General features: G+C 73.1%; 16 protein-coding genes. 6 read left to right on the top strand and 10 right to left on the bottom strand.

Annotation, left to right across the window (positions count from 1 at the left end):
* Positions 1 to 52 precede the first annotated feature (52 nt).
* From ABH937_RS15970 to ABH937_RS15955, 4 genes are all read right to left on the bottom strand, one after another.
* On the bottom strand, positions 53 to 880 hold the full coding sequence (locus ABH937_RS15970) for a nucleotidyltransferase (RefSeq protein ID WP_370218561.1): 828 nt from the start codon (positions 878 to 880) through the stop codon (positions 53 to 55).
* A 23-nt stretch (positions 881 to 903) separates the two neighbouring features.
* On the bottom strand, positions 904 to 1,311 hold the full coding sequence (locus tag ABH937_RS15965; RefSeq protein WP_370218559.1) for a cupin domain-containing protein: 408 nt from the start codon (positions 1,309 to 1,311) through the stop codon (positions 904 to 906).
* Positions 1,308 to 2,504: a M48 family metallopeptidase gene (locus ABH937_RS15960; protein ID WP_370218558.1), complete on the bottom strand. Its 1,197-nt coding sequence runs from the start codon at positions 2,502 to 2,504 to the stop codon at positions 1,308 to 1,310. The genes ABH937_RS15965 and ABH937_RS15960 overlap by 4 nt, the downstream gene beginning before the upstream one ends.
* A gap of 82 nt (positions 2,505 to 2,586) precedes the next feature.
* Positions 2,587 to 3,903: a PP2C family protein-serine/threonine phosphatase gene (locus tag ABH937_RS15955; RefSeq protein WP_370218556.1), complete on the bottom strand. Its 1,317-nt coding sequence runs from the start codon at positions 3,901 to 3,903 to the stop codon at positions 2,587 to 2,589.
* A gap of 352 nt (positions 3,904 to 4,255) precedes the next feature.
* Between ABH937_RS15955 and ABH937_RS15950 the strand changes: the two genes are divergently transcribed.
* Positions 4,256 to 4,477 carry a hypothetical protein gene (locus ABH937_RS15950; RefSeq protein ID WP_370218554.1) on the top strand — a complete coding sequence of 74 codons (222 nt, stop codon included), beginning with the start codon at positions 4,256 to 4,258 and terminating at the stop codon, positions 4,475 to 4,477.
* A gap of 302 nt (positions 4,478 to 4,779) precedes the next feature.
* Here the strand turns inward: ABH937_RS15950 and ABH937_RS15945 are convergent, their stop codons facing one another.
* The 6 genes from ABH937_RS15945 to ABH937_RS15920 form a co-directional block, all read right to left on the bottom strand.
* Positions 4,780 to 5,850: an inositol-3-phosphate synthase gene (locus ABH937_RS15945; RefSeq protein ID WP_370218553.1), complete on the bottom strand. Its 1,071-nt coding sequence runs from the start codon at positions 5,848 to 5,850 to the stop codon at positions 4,780 to 4,782.
* A 14-nt stretch (positions 5,851 to 5,864) separates the two neighbouring features.
* Entirely contained in the window at positions 5,865 to 6,341 is a 477-nt protein-coding gene (locus tag ABH937_RS15940; protein ID WP_280690022.1) for a hypothetical protein, read from the bottom strand.
* A 41-nt stretch (positions 6,342 to 6,382) separates the two neighbouring features.
* Positions 6,383 to 6,766, bottom strand: a complete 384-nt coding sequence (locus ABH937_RS15935; RefSeq protein WP_370218552.1) for a hypothetical protein — start codon at positions 6,764 to 6,766, stop codon at positions 6,383 to 6,385.
* Positions 6,763 to 8,319 carry a hypothetical protein gene (locus ABH937_RS15930; RefSeq protein ID WP_370218551.1) on the bottom strand — a complete coding sequence of 519 codons (1,557 nt, stop codon included), beginning with the start codon at positions 8,317 to 8,319 and terminating at the stop codon, positions 6,763 to 6,765. The genes ABH937_RS15935 and ABH937_RS15930 overlap by 4 nt, the downstream gene beginning before the upstream one ends.
* Positions 8,316 to 8,657, bottom strand: coding sequence for a type VII secretion target (locus ABH937_RS15925; RefSeq protein WP_370218550.1), 342 nt, complete (start codon positions 8,655 to 8,657; stop codon positions 8,316 to 8,318). The genes ABH937_RS15930 and ABH937_RS15925 overlap by 4 nt, the downstream gene beginning before the upstream one ends.
* A 143-nt stretch (positions 8,658 to 8,800) precedes the next feature.
* Positions 8,801 to 9,226, bottom strand: coding sequence for a gamma-glutamylcyclotransferase family protein (locus tag ABH937_RS15920; protein ID WP_370218549.1), 426 nt, complete (start codon positions 9,224 to 9,226; stop codon positions 8,801 to 8,803).
* 281 nt (positions 9,227 to 9,507) lie between these two features.
* On the opposite strand from ABH937_RS15920, the gene ABH937_RS15915 reads away from it, so the two are divergent.
* The 5 genes from ABH937_RS15915 (at position 9,508) to ABH937_RS15895 (ending at position 16,380) form a co-directional block, all read left to right on the top strand.
* The gene (locus ABH937_RS15915) at positions 9,508 to 10,485 is read left to right on the top strand and encodes an EamA family transporter (RefSeq protein ID WP_370218547.1); all 978 of its coding nucleotides are present in this window, start codon (positions 9,508 to 9,510) and stop codon (positions 10,483 to 10,485) included.
* A 192-nt stretch (positions 10,486 to 10,677) separates the two neighbouring features.
* The gene (locus ABH937_RS15910; RefSeq protein WP_280690016.1) at positions 10,678 to 10,926 is read left to right on the top strand and encodes a hypothetical protein; all 249 of its coding nucleotides are present in this window, start codon (positions 10,678 to 10,680) and stop codon (positions 10,924 to 10,926) included.
* Positions 10,927 to 11,072: 146 nt separating this feature from the next.
* Positions 11,073 to 12,887, top strand: a complete 1,815-nt coding sequence (locus ABH937_RS15905; RefSeq protein WP_370218545.1) for a peptide-N4-asparagine amidase — start codon at positions 11,073 to 11,075, stop codon at positions 12,885 to 12,887.
* A 1,025-nt stretch (positions 12,888 to 13,912) separates the two neighbouring features.
* A complete protein-coding gene (locus tag ABH937_RS15900) occupies positions 13,913 to 15,907 on the top strand; it encodes an ATP-binding protein (protein WP_370218544.1) in 1,995 nt (664 codons plus the stop codon).
* Complete coding sequence (locus ABH937_RS15895; RefSeq protein ID WP_280690013.1) at positions 15,904 to 16,380, top strand: roadblock/LC7 domain-containing protein; 477 nt, start codon at positions 15,904 to 15,906, stop codon at positions 16,378 to 16,380. Before ABH937_RS15900 ends, ABH937_RS15895 begins: the two co-directional genes overlap by 4 nt.

Below are 16,380 nucleotides of genomic sequence, written 5' to 3'. Positions count from 1 at the left end.
CGGCGGAGACGGGGCCAACTTCCGTACGGCCAACTCCCGTACGGCCAACTCCCTACGGCCGCGGCGCCTTCACCCCGTGGCTGGCCGTGTACTCGGCGGCCAGCCACGGACCGAGCTCCTCGAAGAGCAGCGTCAGCACTCCCGGATCCGCACTCCCGGTCCGGGCGGCGGCCGCGGCGGCCCGCATCTGGTCACCTCGCTCCGGGTAGTACCGCGCGAACACCTCGGCGGACTCGGCGAGATCGCTCGTCCAGCCCTGCCAGCGCGGCATCACCAGGGTGAACCCGGTACGGACCAGGTGGCGGCCCGCGCCCCGGCTCAGGGTGCGGCGCTCGGCGTCCGTCGTGGCGGCGGCCGCGCGGGCCCGCCAGCGGGGGAGCAGGAGCGCCAGGTCGCCGTTGGTCTCCCGGGCGAGCAGCGTGTCGGGCCGGTAGCGCGGCAGGTGCTCGGCCAGGTCGGGGCCGAGCAGCGGTGTGCACAGGCAGGCGACGAACCAGCCCAGGTCGTACCGCTCCAGCTCGCTGAGCAGGGTCTCGGTGCCGAACAGCAGGATGCCCGCACCGTTGATCTGCGCGAACCGCCGGTCCAGCTCCGCCTGCAGCGCGTCGGCGGCGGCCCGGTCGGCGGGCGTGGGCTGCCGACGCAGCGCCAGCAGCAGATCGAGGTCGGACCGCCCCGCCACCGCGGTCCCGCGCGGGATGCTGCCGTAGAGGTAGGCACTGTGCAGCAGTTCCGGCCCGAAGGCCGCGGCGATGCCCGCCCGCGCACCCGTGACCACCTCGGCGAAGGCCGCCGACACCTTGCTCAGCGCACCCTCGCGGACGAACAGCCCGTCCCGGTCCAGGCCCTTGTCCACGTCCGCCCCCTCGTCTCGCCGCACTCGTGCCACTCCCGCCACCCCTGTCACACGCCCTCAGCCTGCCACGCCCCCGGCTCGATCCGCGCCTCGGTTTCGGTACCGGGCCAGGCCGGCACGGTGGCGGCGACGATGTGGAGCGCGGCGCCCGCATCGGCGCGGAACTGGAAGGCCGTGCCGAGCGGAATGCTCACGGTGGTGCCCGTCCGCAGCGGCGTCACCTCCTCGCGGCCGTTCTGCCGGCGCCACAACTGTCCGGAGCCGGACACCACATGCCACAGCTCCTGCACGGTGGCGTGCGAGACCGCCCGCGACACCGCGCCGGGCGCCAGCTCGAACCGCGCCATGCTCGCCGCGCCAGGCAACTCCCCGAGCGGCAGGACCGACGATCCGTCAGTTGCCGTCAGTTCGACGGCATCCGCGAACTCCCAGGTCTGGTAGGGCTGGTGGGTCATCGGCCTGCCTCCTGTGCGGTGCCGGCGGCCGCCCAGCGGCGGGCCGCCGCGATCCGGCGTGCGGTGCTGGGGTGGGTGGCGAAGAGCAGCTCCAGCGCCCTCGGCGGGTCCACGTCCGCGACGTTGACGAGCGCGAGGCGGCGCTGCATGGCGATGAACTGCTCCGGGTCGCCGGTGAGTTCGAGCGCATGCCGGTCGGCGGCGGCCTCGATCCGGCGGCTCACCGCGGCCTGCGCCGGTCCGCCCAGCGCGCCCAGCACGGCCGCGAGCGCCACCAGCAGCGGCAGCGAGCGCGGGTCGGCCAGGTTCGGCACGCCGGCCGCCGCCTGCAGTGGTCGCAGCGCGCCCAGCAGGCCGAGCAGCGCCACGGCCACCGCCGCCCCCAGGGCGCCCAGCACCGTGCCGCGCGACACGTCGCGGTGGACGACATGCCCCAGCTCGTGCGCCACCACCAGCTCCACCTCGCGCTGCTCGGCGCTGCTGAGCAGGGTGTCGTACGCGACGATCCGCCGGGTCGCGCCGAAGCCGGACACGTACGCGTTGAGCGCTGTGGTGCGGCGCGAGGCGTCGGCGACCAGGACGTCCCGCACCCGCACCCCGTCGCGCTCGGCGAGTGCGAGCAGCGCGGTGCGCAACTCACCGTCCGGCAGCGCGGTGAACCGGTTGAAGACCGGCTCGACCAGCAGCGGGAAGAGGAACGAGAAGACGACGGTGAGCAGTGCCGTCGCTCCCGCCGCCGGCGCCCACCACCAGCGGGTCGACCAGGCGGTGAGCGCGTAGACACCGAGGGCGGCGGGCAGCGTGACGACCAGGGTCAGCGCCAGGCCGCGCAGCAGGTCCACCGCCCAGCCCGCCCAGCCCTGGGTGACCAGGCCGTAGTCGGCGCGGATCACCCGCACCCGGGCGGTGAACGGCAGACCGACCAGCTGTCCGATCAGCACCAGCGCCAGCGCCCCGCCCAGTACCTGGGCCGTTCGCGAGCCGCCGAGCAGACCGCCGGCCCAGTGCACCAGGTGGGCACCGGCCGGGGTGAGGCCGAGCAGCAGCGTCACCAGCAGTCCCGCCAGCCGCCCGCTCAGCGCCCACGGCACCTGCCGCCGCCGCAACGCCCGTCCTCGGGCCAGCTGCTCGGGTGTGAAGTCCGTGCTGCCCGCACTCTGCGCCGCCACCCCGTCCACCGCTGCCCCGTCCACCGCTGCCCGCCTCCCGCGCACCCGGATCCGCACCGTTCCGCTCCATCGACACCCTAGGGCCTGTCGTGGGATCGGAACGGGGCTACCGCTGCCCGTTCACCCGCTCCGTGCGCACCGGCTCCGTACTCGCCCGTTCCCCGTTCCACGGCTCCCCCTCCACCTGCTCCACCCGCTCCACCGCCACGATGGCCGCGTCGTCGCCCAGCCGGCCGCCCGCGTGGACCAGCAGATCGCGCTGCAGATGCTGGAGCAGCAGCGCGGGCGGCTCGGTGGCCCAGGCACCCACCCGCTCGCTGAGCGGGTAGAAGGTCCGACCGGCGTCCCGGGCCTCGATCACGCCGTCCGTGTAGATCAACAGCCGGTCCTTGGGCGCGAATCGGAACTCGTCGGTGTGGTAGCCGGTCGCGGCCAGGTTGCCCAGCCCCAGCGGCGGCGCGGGCCGGGCCGCTTCCAGCGCCAGCACGTCGCCCTGGTGCAGCAGCAGCGGCGGCGGGTGGCCGCAGTTGATGACCTGGATCCAGTCCCCCTCGTCCGGGATCTCCAGGATCACGGCGGTGATGAACGACTCCGTCGACTCGATCTCCGGGCTCTCCAGCCGGTCGCCGGCCTGCCGCCGGTCCGCACCGCCCAGGCCGTCCTCCGCGTCCGCGCCATCCAGGCCACCCGTGCCGTTCGTGCCGTCCGCATCGCCCGCATCGCCCGCGGTGTCCCCGTTCCCCGGGTCCGCCGCCGTCAGGTCGCCCGACCCGGCCGCCGCCAGGTCCCAGCTCACGCTGCCGTCCAGGTAGGCGGCGAGGTCCGGCAGCGACGCCTGCAGGTGTGCGGCGGCCCGGAACGCGCCCAGCAGCAGCGAGGCCTCGCTCAGCGAGGTCAGCCCCTTGCCGCGGACGTCGCCGACCAGCAGCCGGGTGCCGGAGGTGGTCCGCGCCGCGGCGTAGAGGTCGCCGCCGACCTGGGCCTCTTCCTCGGCGGCCAGGTAGATCGAGGCGATCCGCAGCGGGCCGACCCGGGTCGGCAGCGGGCGCAGCAACACCCGCTGCGCGGCCTCGGCCACCGAGCGGACCTGGGTGAGCTCGCGCGCGTGCCGATCGCGCAGCGCGGTGAAGCTGACCACCACGCCCGAAACAGCGATCAACCCGACGATCTGGGTCTCGTGGTTGGACGTGGTGATCCCGTCGCGCATGACACCGATCACCGTCAGCGCGGCCACCGCCAGCAGACTGACCAGCGCGGTCAACCGAGTGCCGGCGAAGGACGCCGTGATCGCGGGAGCCACGACGAGGAGCGGGCCGAGGTGGATCTGCGGCGGGCTCAGCACGTCGGCGACGGTGATCACCACGATCAGTGCGAGCGGCAGCAGCACCAGGGCGCGACTGGATCGCCGGGGCCCTGCGGACACGTCGGAAAGCCACCGGGGAAGCACCTTTCCTCTCTACACCCGGCCTGCCCGTGGCGCAGCGCGAGGTAGGGTCGCGTCCGGGTGATCTTCAGCGACGTTCAGCGATCTTCGGGGGCGGGGAGCGGCAGGACGGCCGGCGGGTCCTGGTGATTCGACGAGGGCGGTGAGGACGGGGCTCCCCTCGACCCACCCGAGGTGCTCGCCGATCCGGCCGCCCGCGGCGGACCCGGACGGCGCGCTCGGACCGGCTGGACCTGATCCCGCACCCGCCGCTCCTCCTGACCGGCCCGACCGCGTCCGGCCCGACCGTCCGGCTCGACCTCGTCCGGCCCGACCCGGACGCCGGTGCTGTGTGTCGGCGCTGCACGGGCGGCGGGCAGCAGCCGGGGGAGGCCCAGCGCCGGCGCTATCCGGCCCCGCTCGCCTCGCCGCGCATGGCCGGCTCCACACCTTCGCGGACAACGGCTTCGTCACCGCCGTCGAGCCGGCCGACCAGCACTGGACCTGCCGGCTGCCGTCCCGGCTGGACCGCCGCAGCCGCCCGCTGCTGGTTCCCGGGCCGGCGGACGGCTAGGGCCTCTCTTACGGATCTTGTCGGCTGTGACACCAGCGGCTGACGCCGCGGGGCGCGCGGCTCCCCCAGCCTTCGGCCGGGAGGTGCCCCCACGGCGCCCGGCTGGGCGTGCCGGCGGATCGTCCTCGTACTGGGTCGTACTTGGATGATTCGCCGGTGCGTCCAGGCGGGATGCCCGGCGTCGCGCGCCCGGCAAGATCCGTAAGAGAGGCCCTAGGTGGCCTCCCTCGACGTCGACACCGGCCCCGGCGCTGGGTCTCCCAGGACGGCGCACTGTTGCACGCCATCGACCCGGCCGGCACTCAGTCCTGACGCAGCGTCAGCAGATCACGCAGCCCGGCCGCTGCCGCCTCCTCGCTCATCGGGCGCGGCACGGCCTTCATCAGGCGCGCCGCCACCGGGTCGAGCAGGCCCGAAATCCCGTGGTCCAGCGCGAACTTGAGGTATCGGACGGCGTCCAGCGCGTTGCCCGCGCCGCTCGGCGAGTCGTCCACGCTCAGCCGCAGGTCCAACTCGACCGGGGTGCCGCCGAAACCCTCTCCCTCGACACGGATCATCGCGAGCTTGCGGTCCGCCAGGAACGGGATGTAGTCGGCGCCCACATGCACGCTCTCCGGCGGCAGCAGGGCGCTGCCGTCGGCGCCGCGCAGGCCGCTGGCCTTGGAGTCCTTCTTGGTCCGCATCCGCTCGGCGTCCTGCAGGTTGACGAAGTCCATGTTGCCGCCGGCCAGCAGCTGGTAGGTGTTCCGCAGTCGCACGCCGTTGGCCGCAAGCAGCTCCACCAGGGCGCGGTGCACCAGGGTGGCGCCGAACTGGCTCTTCAGGTCGTCGCCGAGCAGCGGCAGCCCCGCCGCCGCGAACCGCTCGACCCAGCGCGGTGAGCGCGCGATCACCGACGGGAGGCAGTTGACGAACGCGCACCCCGCCGACAGGGCCGCCTCGGCGTAGAGTTCGGAAGCCTGCTGGCTGCCGGCCGGCACGAAGTTCACCAGTACCTGAGTCCGCGTCAGTTTCAGGTGCTCGGCGACGGACTCGACGGTGGCCGCGCCACGCGCGGTGATCCGCTGGCCGGTGCCACGGCCGACGCCGTCGCTCAGGATGCCCTCGGCCACCGGCACGCCCAGCGAGGGGACTTCGGCGAACCGGGTCGAGTTGTTGGGCGCGACCCAGATCGCCTCCGCCAGGTCGCGGCCGATCTTGGCGGTGTCCACGTCGAAGGCGGCGGTGAACCGGATGTCCGCGATGGCGTAGCCGGCGCAGACCGGATGGGCCAGGCCGGGCGCGTCGGGTGCGGCGGTGTAGTGGGTGACGCCCTGGACCATGGATGAGACGCAGTTGCCGACACCGACCACGCCGACGTTGACTGTTGACACGGGGGCGCTCCTGATCAGGCGGTGACGGTGATGTGGACGGCCTTGGTGGCCTTCACGCAGAGCAGGTGCGGCGGCGGCCCGGGCCTCGCGCTCTGGCAGCCGAGCACTTCGTACGTCCAGCTCACCGTGGTGCTGCCGGCGGAGACGGCGGTGTAGACCTCGTCGACGTCGGCCTCGCAGCCGGCCACGTCGGGGGAGCAGCCGTGCACCGTCTTCTCCGGGTCCTGTCGCACCACATGGGAGTCGGCGACCGTGCCGGGAAGCCAGGCCTCGGGCAGGTCGGAACGGACGGTGGCGACCAGCAGCCGCTGCCCGACCCGCAGTTCGACCTGGTCCGTCGGGAAGGCGCCCGGGGCGGTGGGCGGGCTCGTCGCGGTGCCGCCCACCGGCGCCCGGTCGGCGGCGTCGCCGGACGGCAGCGTGAGCAGCGCGCCCGGTGGCTGGGCCGCAGAGGAGCAGCCGACCAGGATCGCCGCTCCCAGGGTGGCCACAGCGATCTGACGGTGAGTCAGTCTGCGTGTCGGGCGGCGCATCAGGAGCCCGCCCCGGCCTGGCGCCGCAGCGCGATCAACGCGGCCACCTGGGCCAGCCAGCGCGCGAAGAGCAACTCGCGGCTGACGTCGAGCCCGGTTGCCGCGGCGGCCCGGATCCACCCGCGCACCAGGGCCTGCGCCCGCGCGCCGGGGGCCGGTTCGGGCAGGTCGAGCGCGGCGGTGAAGCCGCCCGCGCGCACGTGACGGGCCAGGAAGCTCAGTGGATAGGGACCCAGGCCCGCCTGCTCGGCCTCGTGGCAGGCGGCGATCGCCGCCTCGGTGAAGAGGGCTCGGCGCGGGCCGCCGTCGAGCAGCAGCCCCCGGGTGATCGCGGTGGCCACGTCCAGGCCCAGCAGTTCGGCGTCGTCGCGGACCGTCCTCATTTGGGCAGCTCCAGGGCGTAGGCGTTGTTGAGGTTGTCGCCGTCGGTCAGCGAACCGAGCTGCCCGTGGACGAACTGGTCCTCGCTCACCCAGGCGGTCCGGCCCCAGGGGTTGTAGATCTCCAGCATGTTGTTGTCCCGCCCGATGATCATCATCTGGTGCGCGCCCTTGGCGCCGTTCACGTCGATCGGCACCGGCAGACCCTGGTCGACGGAGTTCTCGATCCGGCGGACCGAGGCCTGCCGGTCGCCGTCGTTGTGCATCCCGACGTACTCGTAGCTGCTGCCGGTCGCGGCGCCGAGATCCTGGTTGGCCAGCAGGGTCTCGCCGGTCTGGCCGATGCCGACCTTCGGGTTGATCCCGCCGTCGGCCGACTGGCCCTGCCGGTACTGGCCCAGGTACATCTGCTGGAGCCGTTGCTGGAAGGCCGCCGGCGAGTCGGCGCCGGGCTGGTCGGGTGTGCCGCCCGTGGTGAGCTGGTACATCGTCAGCGGATCGATCCGGGCCTGGGCGATCACGGTGGAGGCGGCCACGCAGTCGTTCACGTTGCCCTGGCTGTAGATGTAGAGCCAGTTCGTCCCGTCGAGGGTGGTGCTCTGCTGCCCTTGGTAGGTCAGGTAGACGTTCCCCGGTGCCTCGTTCATCGCTCCCGCGTTCCCGGTGGCCGGCATCAGGTGGGAGGAGAGCCAGACCGGGTCGTCCCCGTGCGGGTGGATCCCCGCGTCGAACTGCTGGATGTCGGCCACCGAGTGGCCCGCGGCAAGCGCTTTCCAGAGATACGCCGCCTCCTCGGGGGACTTGGCGTTGGAGAGCAGCGCGCTGAACGCGGCCTGGTCGGCGCCGTTCATGGTGCCGAAGATCTGGGTGGCCCGGTCGAGCTGACTGTCCGTCAGGATCGCACCGGCGTCCTCACTGCCGCCCGGGTTCTTGGCGTCGGCCAGCACCACCGCGCTGAGCGGGTCGAGCGAGCCCTGGCCCGCGTGCTCGGCGCGGGCCGCCGCGGCCAACTGGCCGAGCCGGCTCGCGGTGTTGGTGCCGCAGTCCTCGGCGCGCTGGGCGGCGGCCAGCCGGGCGTTGACCCCGTCCAGCGCGGTCGACCGGGCCTGGAGCACCGCGTCGTCGCCGCCCTGCTGAACGGCGTTCTGCGCGTTCTGCAGCGAGGCGCAGCCCTGCGCGTCGGTCTGCTGGGCCCAGGAGAGGTCGTCCGCCCAGGTGGAGAGCAACTGGGCGGCCTCGGAGAGCGTCTGCTGGGAGAGCGTGGTCTCGTCGGCCACCGCCTGCACCGCGACGGTGGCGTTCTCGGCCACCGCGCCCTGCCAGGCGCTGGGCAGTTGGGCCGAGGCCACCGAGGTCAGGTCGGAGCCGGCCCGGACGTAGACGGTCGCGGTGTCGGCGTAGGCCTTGGCCCGCTCGCGGATCGTGGCGGGGTCGCCGACCGGCGCGCCGACGGCGAGCGCCTGCTGGATCGCGCCGATCAGGGACACCCCGACATACATCGGATCCAGGTGCTGGATCGCGTTCTGCGCGTGCTGGAGGTCGCTCACCTTGCTCATCGGCTCGCCCCGATGGCGGTCAGCGAGCCGGCCACGGTGGCCTCGGCGGCGCGGTAGTTGGCGGTGGTCGAGGTGAGGTTCTGGTTCAGCTCCGCCACCGCGCGCTGGGTGACCCGGATCTCCGCACCCCAGTCGGTGTCGAACTTCTCCCAGGCCTGGTCCATGCCGAACTCCCCGAAGGCGGAGCCCGCGTAGCAGACCGGCGCGTTGTAGCTGCTCTCTGCCTGTTGGAGGTCGGCGGCGACCTGGGACAGTTGCCCGGCCACCGCGTCCATCGCCTGCGGGTGGACCTGGTATCCGCCCGGCCCGCCCCCACCCTGACCTGGAACCACACCCATCCGGCTCTCCCCCCTGTGCCTGGCCCCCCGGGGCCCTTCCAGCGCGCGCCAGCTCAGCGCATGCGAGCGCGGAAGCCGAGCATAGACGGTGGGGTTCCGGCGTCAGGTCTGAAGGTGGGTCAGCACCGATGGGTCAGGGCTGGTCAGCCCCGGTCCGCCCAGTCGCCGGAGGGGATCGGCGCGGGTCGCTCGCGCAGCCGGGCAGCCGGCTTCGGGCCGGCCAGGTAGACCCAGGCCGGCACCCGCTCCCCGCTCGCGTCGAGGGTGACGGGCAGTCGCAGCCGCACGTAGAGCCCGGTGCCGTCCGGGTGGCACTCCTCCAACTCGTCGAGCGTGGCCAGCACTTGGCCGAACTGGGCCGGTCGCACGGTGATCAGCTCTCCGTGCACCAGTCGCCCGGGATCGGGGTCGGCCACCGCGTACGGGTAGCCGGGCCCCTCGTGCAGCGTGGCGCCGGCCAGCACGGCGGGCTCGATCCGCTCGCAGCGGCCACCGAGGTAGCGGGCGTGGTAGCGCTGCCCGAGGCGCAGCGTGCCGTAGACGAACAGCGGCAGCACGGGGTCGGTCACGGCGCTGGTCCTCCTCGGCGGGGTGCGGGCGACCCGCGTGCGGGCAGCCTGGGTGTGGCATCCACCGGGATTCTTCCAGCGCCGGCCCGGACGGCGACAGCGTGCTCGTCTGCCCAGAACGGAGAGCGTTTTCCTGGGAAAGGAGAGCGATGTCCCGGTCTGTCGCGGAGAGCGCTTTCCAGCCGCCAAGGCCAGGCGCCGACGGCACCGCTGGCGGACCCGCTCCCCGATGCGCTCTGATGGCCCCTGGCCGGGTCACGGAGCGAGGCGAGGAGACAGGCATGACGTCGATCGGAACCGGGCGGTCCGCCGGTCCGGCGGACTCGGGGCGGGCTGCGCCGTCGGCCGGCCCTGCCGCCCTGGACGGCGGCGCGCGAATATCGGGGACCGTCTGGGCCGCGCTCGCCGTGGTCTACGTGGTCTGGGGCTCCACCTACCTCGGCATCCGGATCATGGTGGAGACCATGCCGGCGCTGCTCGGGGCGGCGGCCCGCTTCCTGTTCGCCGGGGCGCTGCTGCTGGGCGTGCTGGCCTGGCGGCTGGGCCCCGCCGCCCTGCGGGTGACCCGGCGTCAGCTCGGTTCGACGGCCCTGGTCGGCGTGCTGCTGCTGGTCGGCGGCAACGGCCTGCTGGTGCTGGCCGAGGGCCGGGTGCCCTCCGGTCTCGCGGCACTGCTGGTCGCCGTGGTGCCGCTCTGGGTGGTGGTGTTGCGGACGGCGACCGGCGACCGGCCCGGCGGCGCGGCGCTGGTCGGTGTGCTGCTGGGCCTGGGCGGCCTCGCGGTGCTCTCGGCCCCGGGGCTGAGCGGGGACGTCTCGCTCGGCGGGCTGGTGCTGATCATGCTCGGCGCGATCTCCTGGGCGGTCGGCTCCTTCATCTCGGGCCGCCTGCCGATGCCCGCCAACCCCCTGGTGGCGAGCGCCTACGAGATGCTGATCGGCGGACTGGGCTGCCTGCTGGTCGCGCTGGCCCGCGGCGAGGAACTCCACCTGCACCTCGGCGCCGTCTCGACCCGGTCCTGGGTCGCCCTGGTCTACCTCATCGTGGTCGGCTCCCTGGTGGGATTCACGGCCTACGCCTGGCTGCTGCAGTCCGCACCGCTCGGCCTGGTCGCCACCTATGCCTACGTGAACCCGGTCGTCGCGGTCTTCCTCGGCTGGCTGGTGCTGGCGGAGCGCCTGACGCTCTCCGAGTTGCTGGGCGGCGCGATCGTGGTGCTGGCGGTCTGCGTGGTGGTGAGCACGGAGCGTCGCCGCTGACCGTCCGCGCTGACCGTCGGCGCGGGCCTGCCACGAACGGCGTTGAGCCTGTCGCGGAAGCCGTCGCGGGCCTGTCGCGGAAGCCCTCACGGGCCTGTCACGGAAGCCGTCGCGGGCCTGCCACGACTGGTGGGCGGTGCGCGATGGCCCGCCGTACCGTGGGTGAGGGGCCCGCTAGCGAAGGAGTCCGTGATGCCTGGATCCGTCACGCTCGGCCACACCGAGGCCGGCGCCACCGTTGATCACACCGATGCCCAGCGCCTCGCGGTGCTGCTGGACGAGATGGGCCACCTGCTGGCCATGGCCGGCCCGAACCGGCTGACCGACGCGCAGGTCGGTGCGCTCTGCGCGGGGCAGAGCTGGGACCGCGACGAGCTCGCCCGCTGGTGCCGTGGCATGGCCGCGCAGTTGCACCACGATCCCCATCACCAGCAGCACTGAGCCCGCTCGCGGTGCTGCCCACCGGGCGGCCGGTGCTCCCGTGTCCTCGCGGACGGGAGCACCGGCGGCGGACCTCAACCGCCTTGCCCGTCAAGGCCGGTCGGCACCCTTGACAGTGATCGTCGGCCCGTGAGTACATGCCAACCGTGCCGATACCCACCGTCGCTTCCCCCTCCCGCCGGCGCTCGCTCGCCCGCGCCGTCCCCACTCTGGTCCTCGCCGTGGCCGCCGCGCTCTGCCTCCCGACGGCCGCCACCGCAGCCACCGCCGGCCCGCCCGGCGCGGTCGCTCCCGCTGCTGCTCCCGCCGCCCCTGCCGCTCCCGCGGCCCCCCGCGCAGCCGATGCCGCGCGGGTCGAGACGAACTACGGCGACCCCGTCACCGCGCTGCCCCCGATCAGCCGCCCGGACACCGCGCACTGCACCGTCACCGCGATGCAGCACGACTTCGCCAACAGCTACGGCCAGCCCTTCACCGGCACCCTGACGCCACCGGCCGGCTGCCCGGGGCCGTGGAGCAAGGTGGTGCTGGACTGGTCCGGCAGCGTCGCGGGTCGGCAGTACGACCGGCTGGCCGGTGTCTGGATCGGCGGGGCCGAGGTGTTCCGCACCAGCACGCCCGAACCCGACGCGGCCGGTATCAGCTGGCACGTCGACCAGGACCTGAGCAGCTTCATCCCGCTGCTGCGCACCCCGCAACCGGTGGTCGTCGACCTGGGCAACGTGGTCAACTCCACCTACACCGGCATCTACCACATGACGATGACGGTCACCTACTACCAGGCGGACCGGCACAACCCGCCCGCCGCCACCGCGGACCAGGTGCTCCCGGTCTCGCAGTCGACCACCGCGCCCGGCTGGTGGACGCTGACGAAGGGTCAGACCGCGACCTCGACGCTGACCTTCCCGCGCAACCTCACCGGCGCCCACCTCCAGCTCTACGCCCGGGGCGGCGGCTGCGAGGAGTTCTGGTACTCCAACGTGCCCGACGACTACGCGGCCGCCCACCCCGGCTACGGGCTCTGCGGCGGCGGCACTTACCGTGAGGTGCAGGTGCTGGTCGACGGGCGGCTCGCCGGGGTGGTGCAGCCGTTCCCGGTCATCTACACCGGTGGGATCAGTCCGCTGATGTGGCGGCCGATCCCGAGCATCGACTCCTTCCGCACCCAGCCGTACGACGTCGACCTCACACCGTTCGCCGGAACCCTGACCGACGGCAAGCCGCACACCGTCACGCTCGCGCCCCCGGCCGGGATCAGTGACGGCTGGACGCTGGACGGCAGCCTCTTCCTGACCACCGACCCGCTGCGCGCGCAGACCGGCGGCGCCGTCACCACCGACACCATCACCGCCGCGCCGCAGGCGGCCACCACCGAGACGGCCCAGGCCGACGGCAGCGAGCTGATCACCGTGAACGCCGGACGGGACTGGACGCTGGCCGGGTACGTGGACACCTCGCGCGGCCGGATCACCACCCGGGTGGATCAGCACACCGACTACCGCAACAGCGACACCCTCTCCAACCAGGGTCAGAACCAGGTCACCGTGCAGCGTGACAGCGGCTGGACGGTGACCAGCACCGACGGTGGCCACGGCGGGTCCGAGCAGCGGCGCAGCAGCTGGTCGTATCCGCTCGACGCGACCAGCAGCTACACGCCGGGCGCCGATGCCGACAGCTACCTGGTGAGCGGTCAGGTGACGGTGGCCCGGCAGCTGGTGGACCAGACCCGGCGCGGTGAGGGGAACTGGCGCGGCGAGGGGAGCTGGCACGAGCAGTCGAGCAGCGACGACCGGCTGACCGCCGCGGGCGTGTTGCAGCGGCAGTCCGGCACCACGGTGCAGGCCGACGGCAGCGGCACTGAGCACTACGTGGGTCACACCGCCGATGGCGGCTGCTACGACCACGAGGTGGCGGCCGACCACGGCTACGTCACCCTGGACCGGCTGCGCACCTGCCGCTGAGGGCTCGCCGGGGGCTCGCCCGGTCGAGCCCCCGGCTCCCGCCCGGGCCCGGTATCCCGGGCCGGGTCTTCAGCCCCGGGTGGGCAGTTGACGGCTCGTAGCGTGATCCTTCGTGAACGACGAATCGTCGCTCCGCCTTGCTCGGTGATCATCCCGGTGCGAACTTCTTCTCGGCAAGGTGACGTGCACATGAAGCCGGGAGCGAGCGCAGCAAAGCGCTCCCTCCCTTGCGTGGCGGGGCTCGCGCTGCGGGGTGGGCCATCGACCGTCGGCTTCCAAGTGCCACCAGGGACCAATCGGAAAATCCGGGAGTGGTCGACACGTCCTTTCAAGGGCGCCGCTCTCCGATATGCCCGCCGGTGTTATCCGGGTCATTTCCAAGGGCTTTGCGAGGATTTTCTTCGGTTATTCCCGCAGTGCATTCGGGTGAGCGCCCGAGTGGGCTTGCCGGATGTCGTGGCGCCGGCCGGCAGTGCCGCTGGCCTGCTCTCATTCGGCTCGGGGTGGCCGGGCGCGCCTCCGGGGGCAACGAGATTCCGCGCCTCGTCAAGGTGGCATCAAGGAGGCGCCGGGGAGGCGTCGAGGAGATATCGAGATGGCTCCGCAGATCCTTCGGTGGGTCGACTGTTTCAATCATGAACACATCGCCGCGCGAGGTGAGATATCCGTCACATTCGCGCTCGCGAAGTTTTCGACCGTCCGTCGGTGATGCATCTGTGACCTGCGGAAACCTGTTGTGGCGGGAGTTGTGCCTGGAGGATCCGACAAGTCCACCAAGTGAGTTGATCTTGTTCTCCGATGTGTTCTGCGCTTCACTCTTGCGGGTGTCAGCGGCGGAACGGGGTGCGGCCGCCTGTCTGAGAGTGCAACCAGGGTCGATACGGACCGTGGGTGCGTGAGGTCTGACGAGATTGTGAGCACCGTTGCGTAAGAGGACCGCGCGTCAGCAACCCGCGCAGCACCACCGCTTGGGGCCGGTGGTGGGTCGGCGACTTCGGCGCCGCCTCCTCGGGTCGCTGATCGTCTTGCCAGGTCTGACCACCCTCACCGGCTGCGGCGCCGCGCACGGCAGCGGCGGCAGTGACCTGTGGGTGGCCGGCGGCGCGGCGGCCGTGGTGCTGGTCGGGGGCACCGCCGTGGTGGTCCGCCGAGTCACCGCCCGCCCGTTGGAGAAGGCCCGCGACCTGGCCACCCGCAACCTGGCCGCGCTGCTCGACGAGCGTGGGGGCCTGCTGGAGGAACGCGCCCGCCTGATCGCCGAACGCGAGGCACAGGGCGGCCAGGTGCAAGCGCTGTCCGACGAGCACCGGGCCCTGCTCCAGGAGCGCGAGGAACTCCAGCGCCAGCACCGGGAGCTGACCGGTCAGTGGCAGCAGGTGATGACCGCCAACGGCGAGTCGGCCGCGCGGCTCGAGGAGTTGCTGCGCGAGTGCGAACTGCTGCTGGCCGAGCGGGACGGCCTGGCGAAGGAGCGCGACGAGCTGCAGGGCAGCGTGGACGCCACCTTCGTCAACCTCGCGATGCGCACCCTGACCCTGGTGGAGCGCCAGCTGGTGCTGATCGAAGCGCTGGAGGGCCGGGAGGCCGACGCGGCCCAGCTGGAGAGCCTCTTCCGCCTGGACCACCTGGCCACCCGGATGCGCCGCAACAGCGAGAACATGCTGCTGCTGGCCGGTCTGGAGAACAGCTCGCGCAGCCGCAAGACGGTCGCCCTGCTCGACGTGGTGCGGGCCGCCATCTCCGAGATCGAGCGCTACGAGCGGGTCAAGCCCGGCTTCCTCGCCGCGGTCCGGCTCACCGGCGCGGTCGCCGACGACACCAGCCACCTGCTGGCCGAACTCCTGGAGAATGCCACCGCGTTCTCTCCGCCGCAGGAGCAGGTCGAGGTCGGCGGCTGGCTGCTGGACAACGGTGAGCTGATGCTCGCGGTCACCGACCGCGGCATCGGGCTGCCGGCCGAGCGGCTGCGCGCACTCAACGAGCAGCTCGCCGAGCCGCTGCCGACCGATCAGGCCGAGCGCCGCGACGCGCTGCTCGCGGGGGCGCTCACCGGCCGCAGCATGGGGCTCTTCGTGGTGGCCCGGCTGGCCCGTCGGCACGGCGTCCGGGTCCAGCTGCGGGAGAACGGGCAGGGCGGCGGGATCAGCGCGATGGTGGTGCTGCCGCGCGAGGCACTGCACCAGGACGAGTTGAGCACGGCCGACCTGGACGACCAGCGGCGGGCCGAGCGGAGTGCCACAGCCGGTGCCGAACGGGCCAGGCTGGCGACGGAGTTCGCGGCCGCCGAGCGGGCCGCGGCGGACGCGGTGACACAGGCGGCGGCCCGGGCGGTCCCGTCCGCGTCCGCGCCCGCGACGCACCGTCAGGCGGCGCCCGCCGAGGGCGCCGGGCTGGACGACCCGGGCCTGCCCGCGCTGCCGCGCCGCCGTCCGGCGCACGCGGCCCCGGGCGAGCCGGTGAACGGTGTCGCCCCCGCGCCTGGCGCGTCGAGCGAGTCGGCCGCAGTGGCCTCGTCAGGCGCGACCAGTGCGCCGACCGTGCCGACCGGACCTGCCGGACCTGCCGGACCTGCCGGACCTGCCGGACCTGCCGAGCCCACCGTGCCTGGCTGGCCCGCCGCGCCCGAGCTCCCCGACGATTCCCCGCTCGACACCCCCACCCGGCAGTTGACGATCAGTCAGCTCGGTGGTGGCCGGCCGGCCGGCCCCACCGCGCCGCAGGGCGGCGAGTTCACCTCGCTGGGTCTCCCCAAGCGGGTGCCCAGAGCCGGCGGCCTGCCGGGCACCGGCGAGTTGCCGACCTCCGGGTTGCGCCGGGTCGCCACCGAGTCGGCGGGCAGTGAGGCCGCTGCGGGTGGCGGCAGCGCGGCGGGCGCCGTGCCGGCTCCGAACACCGCTGAGACATCCGGCCCGCACCGTTCCCGTACCTCCGCCGAAGAACTGCGTCGCAGACTCGGCGGCTTCCAGAGCGGGCTGCGCCAAGCGGCTCGCGAGTCCGCCGCCGAGGAACAGGACCGATGAGCGAATACGACTACCGGAACATCCCGGCCGCCGCCGCCACGGCCAACAACGCCGGCCAGCCGGTCAGTCAGGGCGCGCTCAATGTCCGCTGGCTGCTGGGCGACTTCCTCGGCCTGGTTGCCGGAGTCGAGGAGGCCGTCGTGGTCTCCTCCGACGGGCTGCTGCTCGCCGACTCGCAGCAGGGCCAGCGATCCGATCAACTCTCTGCCATCGTCTCGGCGTTGACCAGCCTTGCGCAGGGCCTGGCGCGTGCCATCGACTTCGGTGGGGTCAAGCAGACCATGGTGACCATGGACGAGGGCCACCTGGTGGTGATGGCCATCAGCGACGGGTCCTGCCTCGGTGTCTACGCCGCGCTCAGTTGCGATCTGGGCGTCCTGGCCTACCAGATGTCGCTGCTCGTCGAGCGCGCCGGACATGCGCTGACGCCGCAGGTGCGCAGCGAGTTGCACCGGGCGATGGCCGTCCGATGA

The organism is Kitasatospora sp. GAS1066B (genome assembly GCF_041262605.1).
In the GTDB taxonomy this organism is placed as follows: Bacteria; Actinomycetota; Actinomycetes; order Streptomycetales; family Streptomycetaceae; genus Kitasatospora.
The sequence above is the reverse complement of the archived record's forward strand: the minus strand, read 5'-3'. Positions and strand labels throughout refer to the sequence as shown.

Bases quoted from the DNA above. Each gene is read 5' to 3' on its own strand.
- ABH937_RS15965 (WP_370218559.1), bottom strand. From the start codon at position 1,311: ATGACCCACCAGCCCTACCAGACCTGGGAGTTCGCGGATGCCGTCGAA.
- ABH937_RS15935 (WP_370218552.1), bottom strand. From the start codon at position 6,766: ATGAGGACGGTCCGCGACGACGCCGAACTGCTGGGCCTGGACGTGGCC.
- ABH937_RS15930 (WP_370218551.1), bottom strand. From the start codon at position 8,319: ATGAGCAAGGTGAGCGACCTCCAGCACGCGCAGAACGCGATCCAGCAC.
- ABH937_RS15925 (WP_370218550.1), bottom strand. From the start codon at position 8,657: ATGGGTGTGGTTCCAGGTCAGGGTGGGGGCGGGCCGGGCGGATACCAG.
- ABH937_RS15915 (WP_370218547.1), top strand. From the start codon at position 9,508: ATGACGTCGATCGGAACCGGGCGGTCCGCCGGTCCGGCGGACTCGGGG.
- ABH937_RS15910 (WP_280690016.1), top strand. From the start codon at position 10,678: ATGCCTGGATCCGTCACGCTCGGCCACACCGAGGCCGGCGCCACCGTT.
- ABH937_RS15895 (WP_280690013.1), top strand. From the start codon at position 15,904: ATGAGCGAATACGACTACCGGAACATCCCGGCCGCCGCCGCCACGGCC.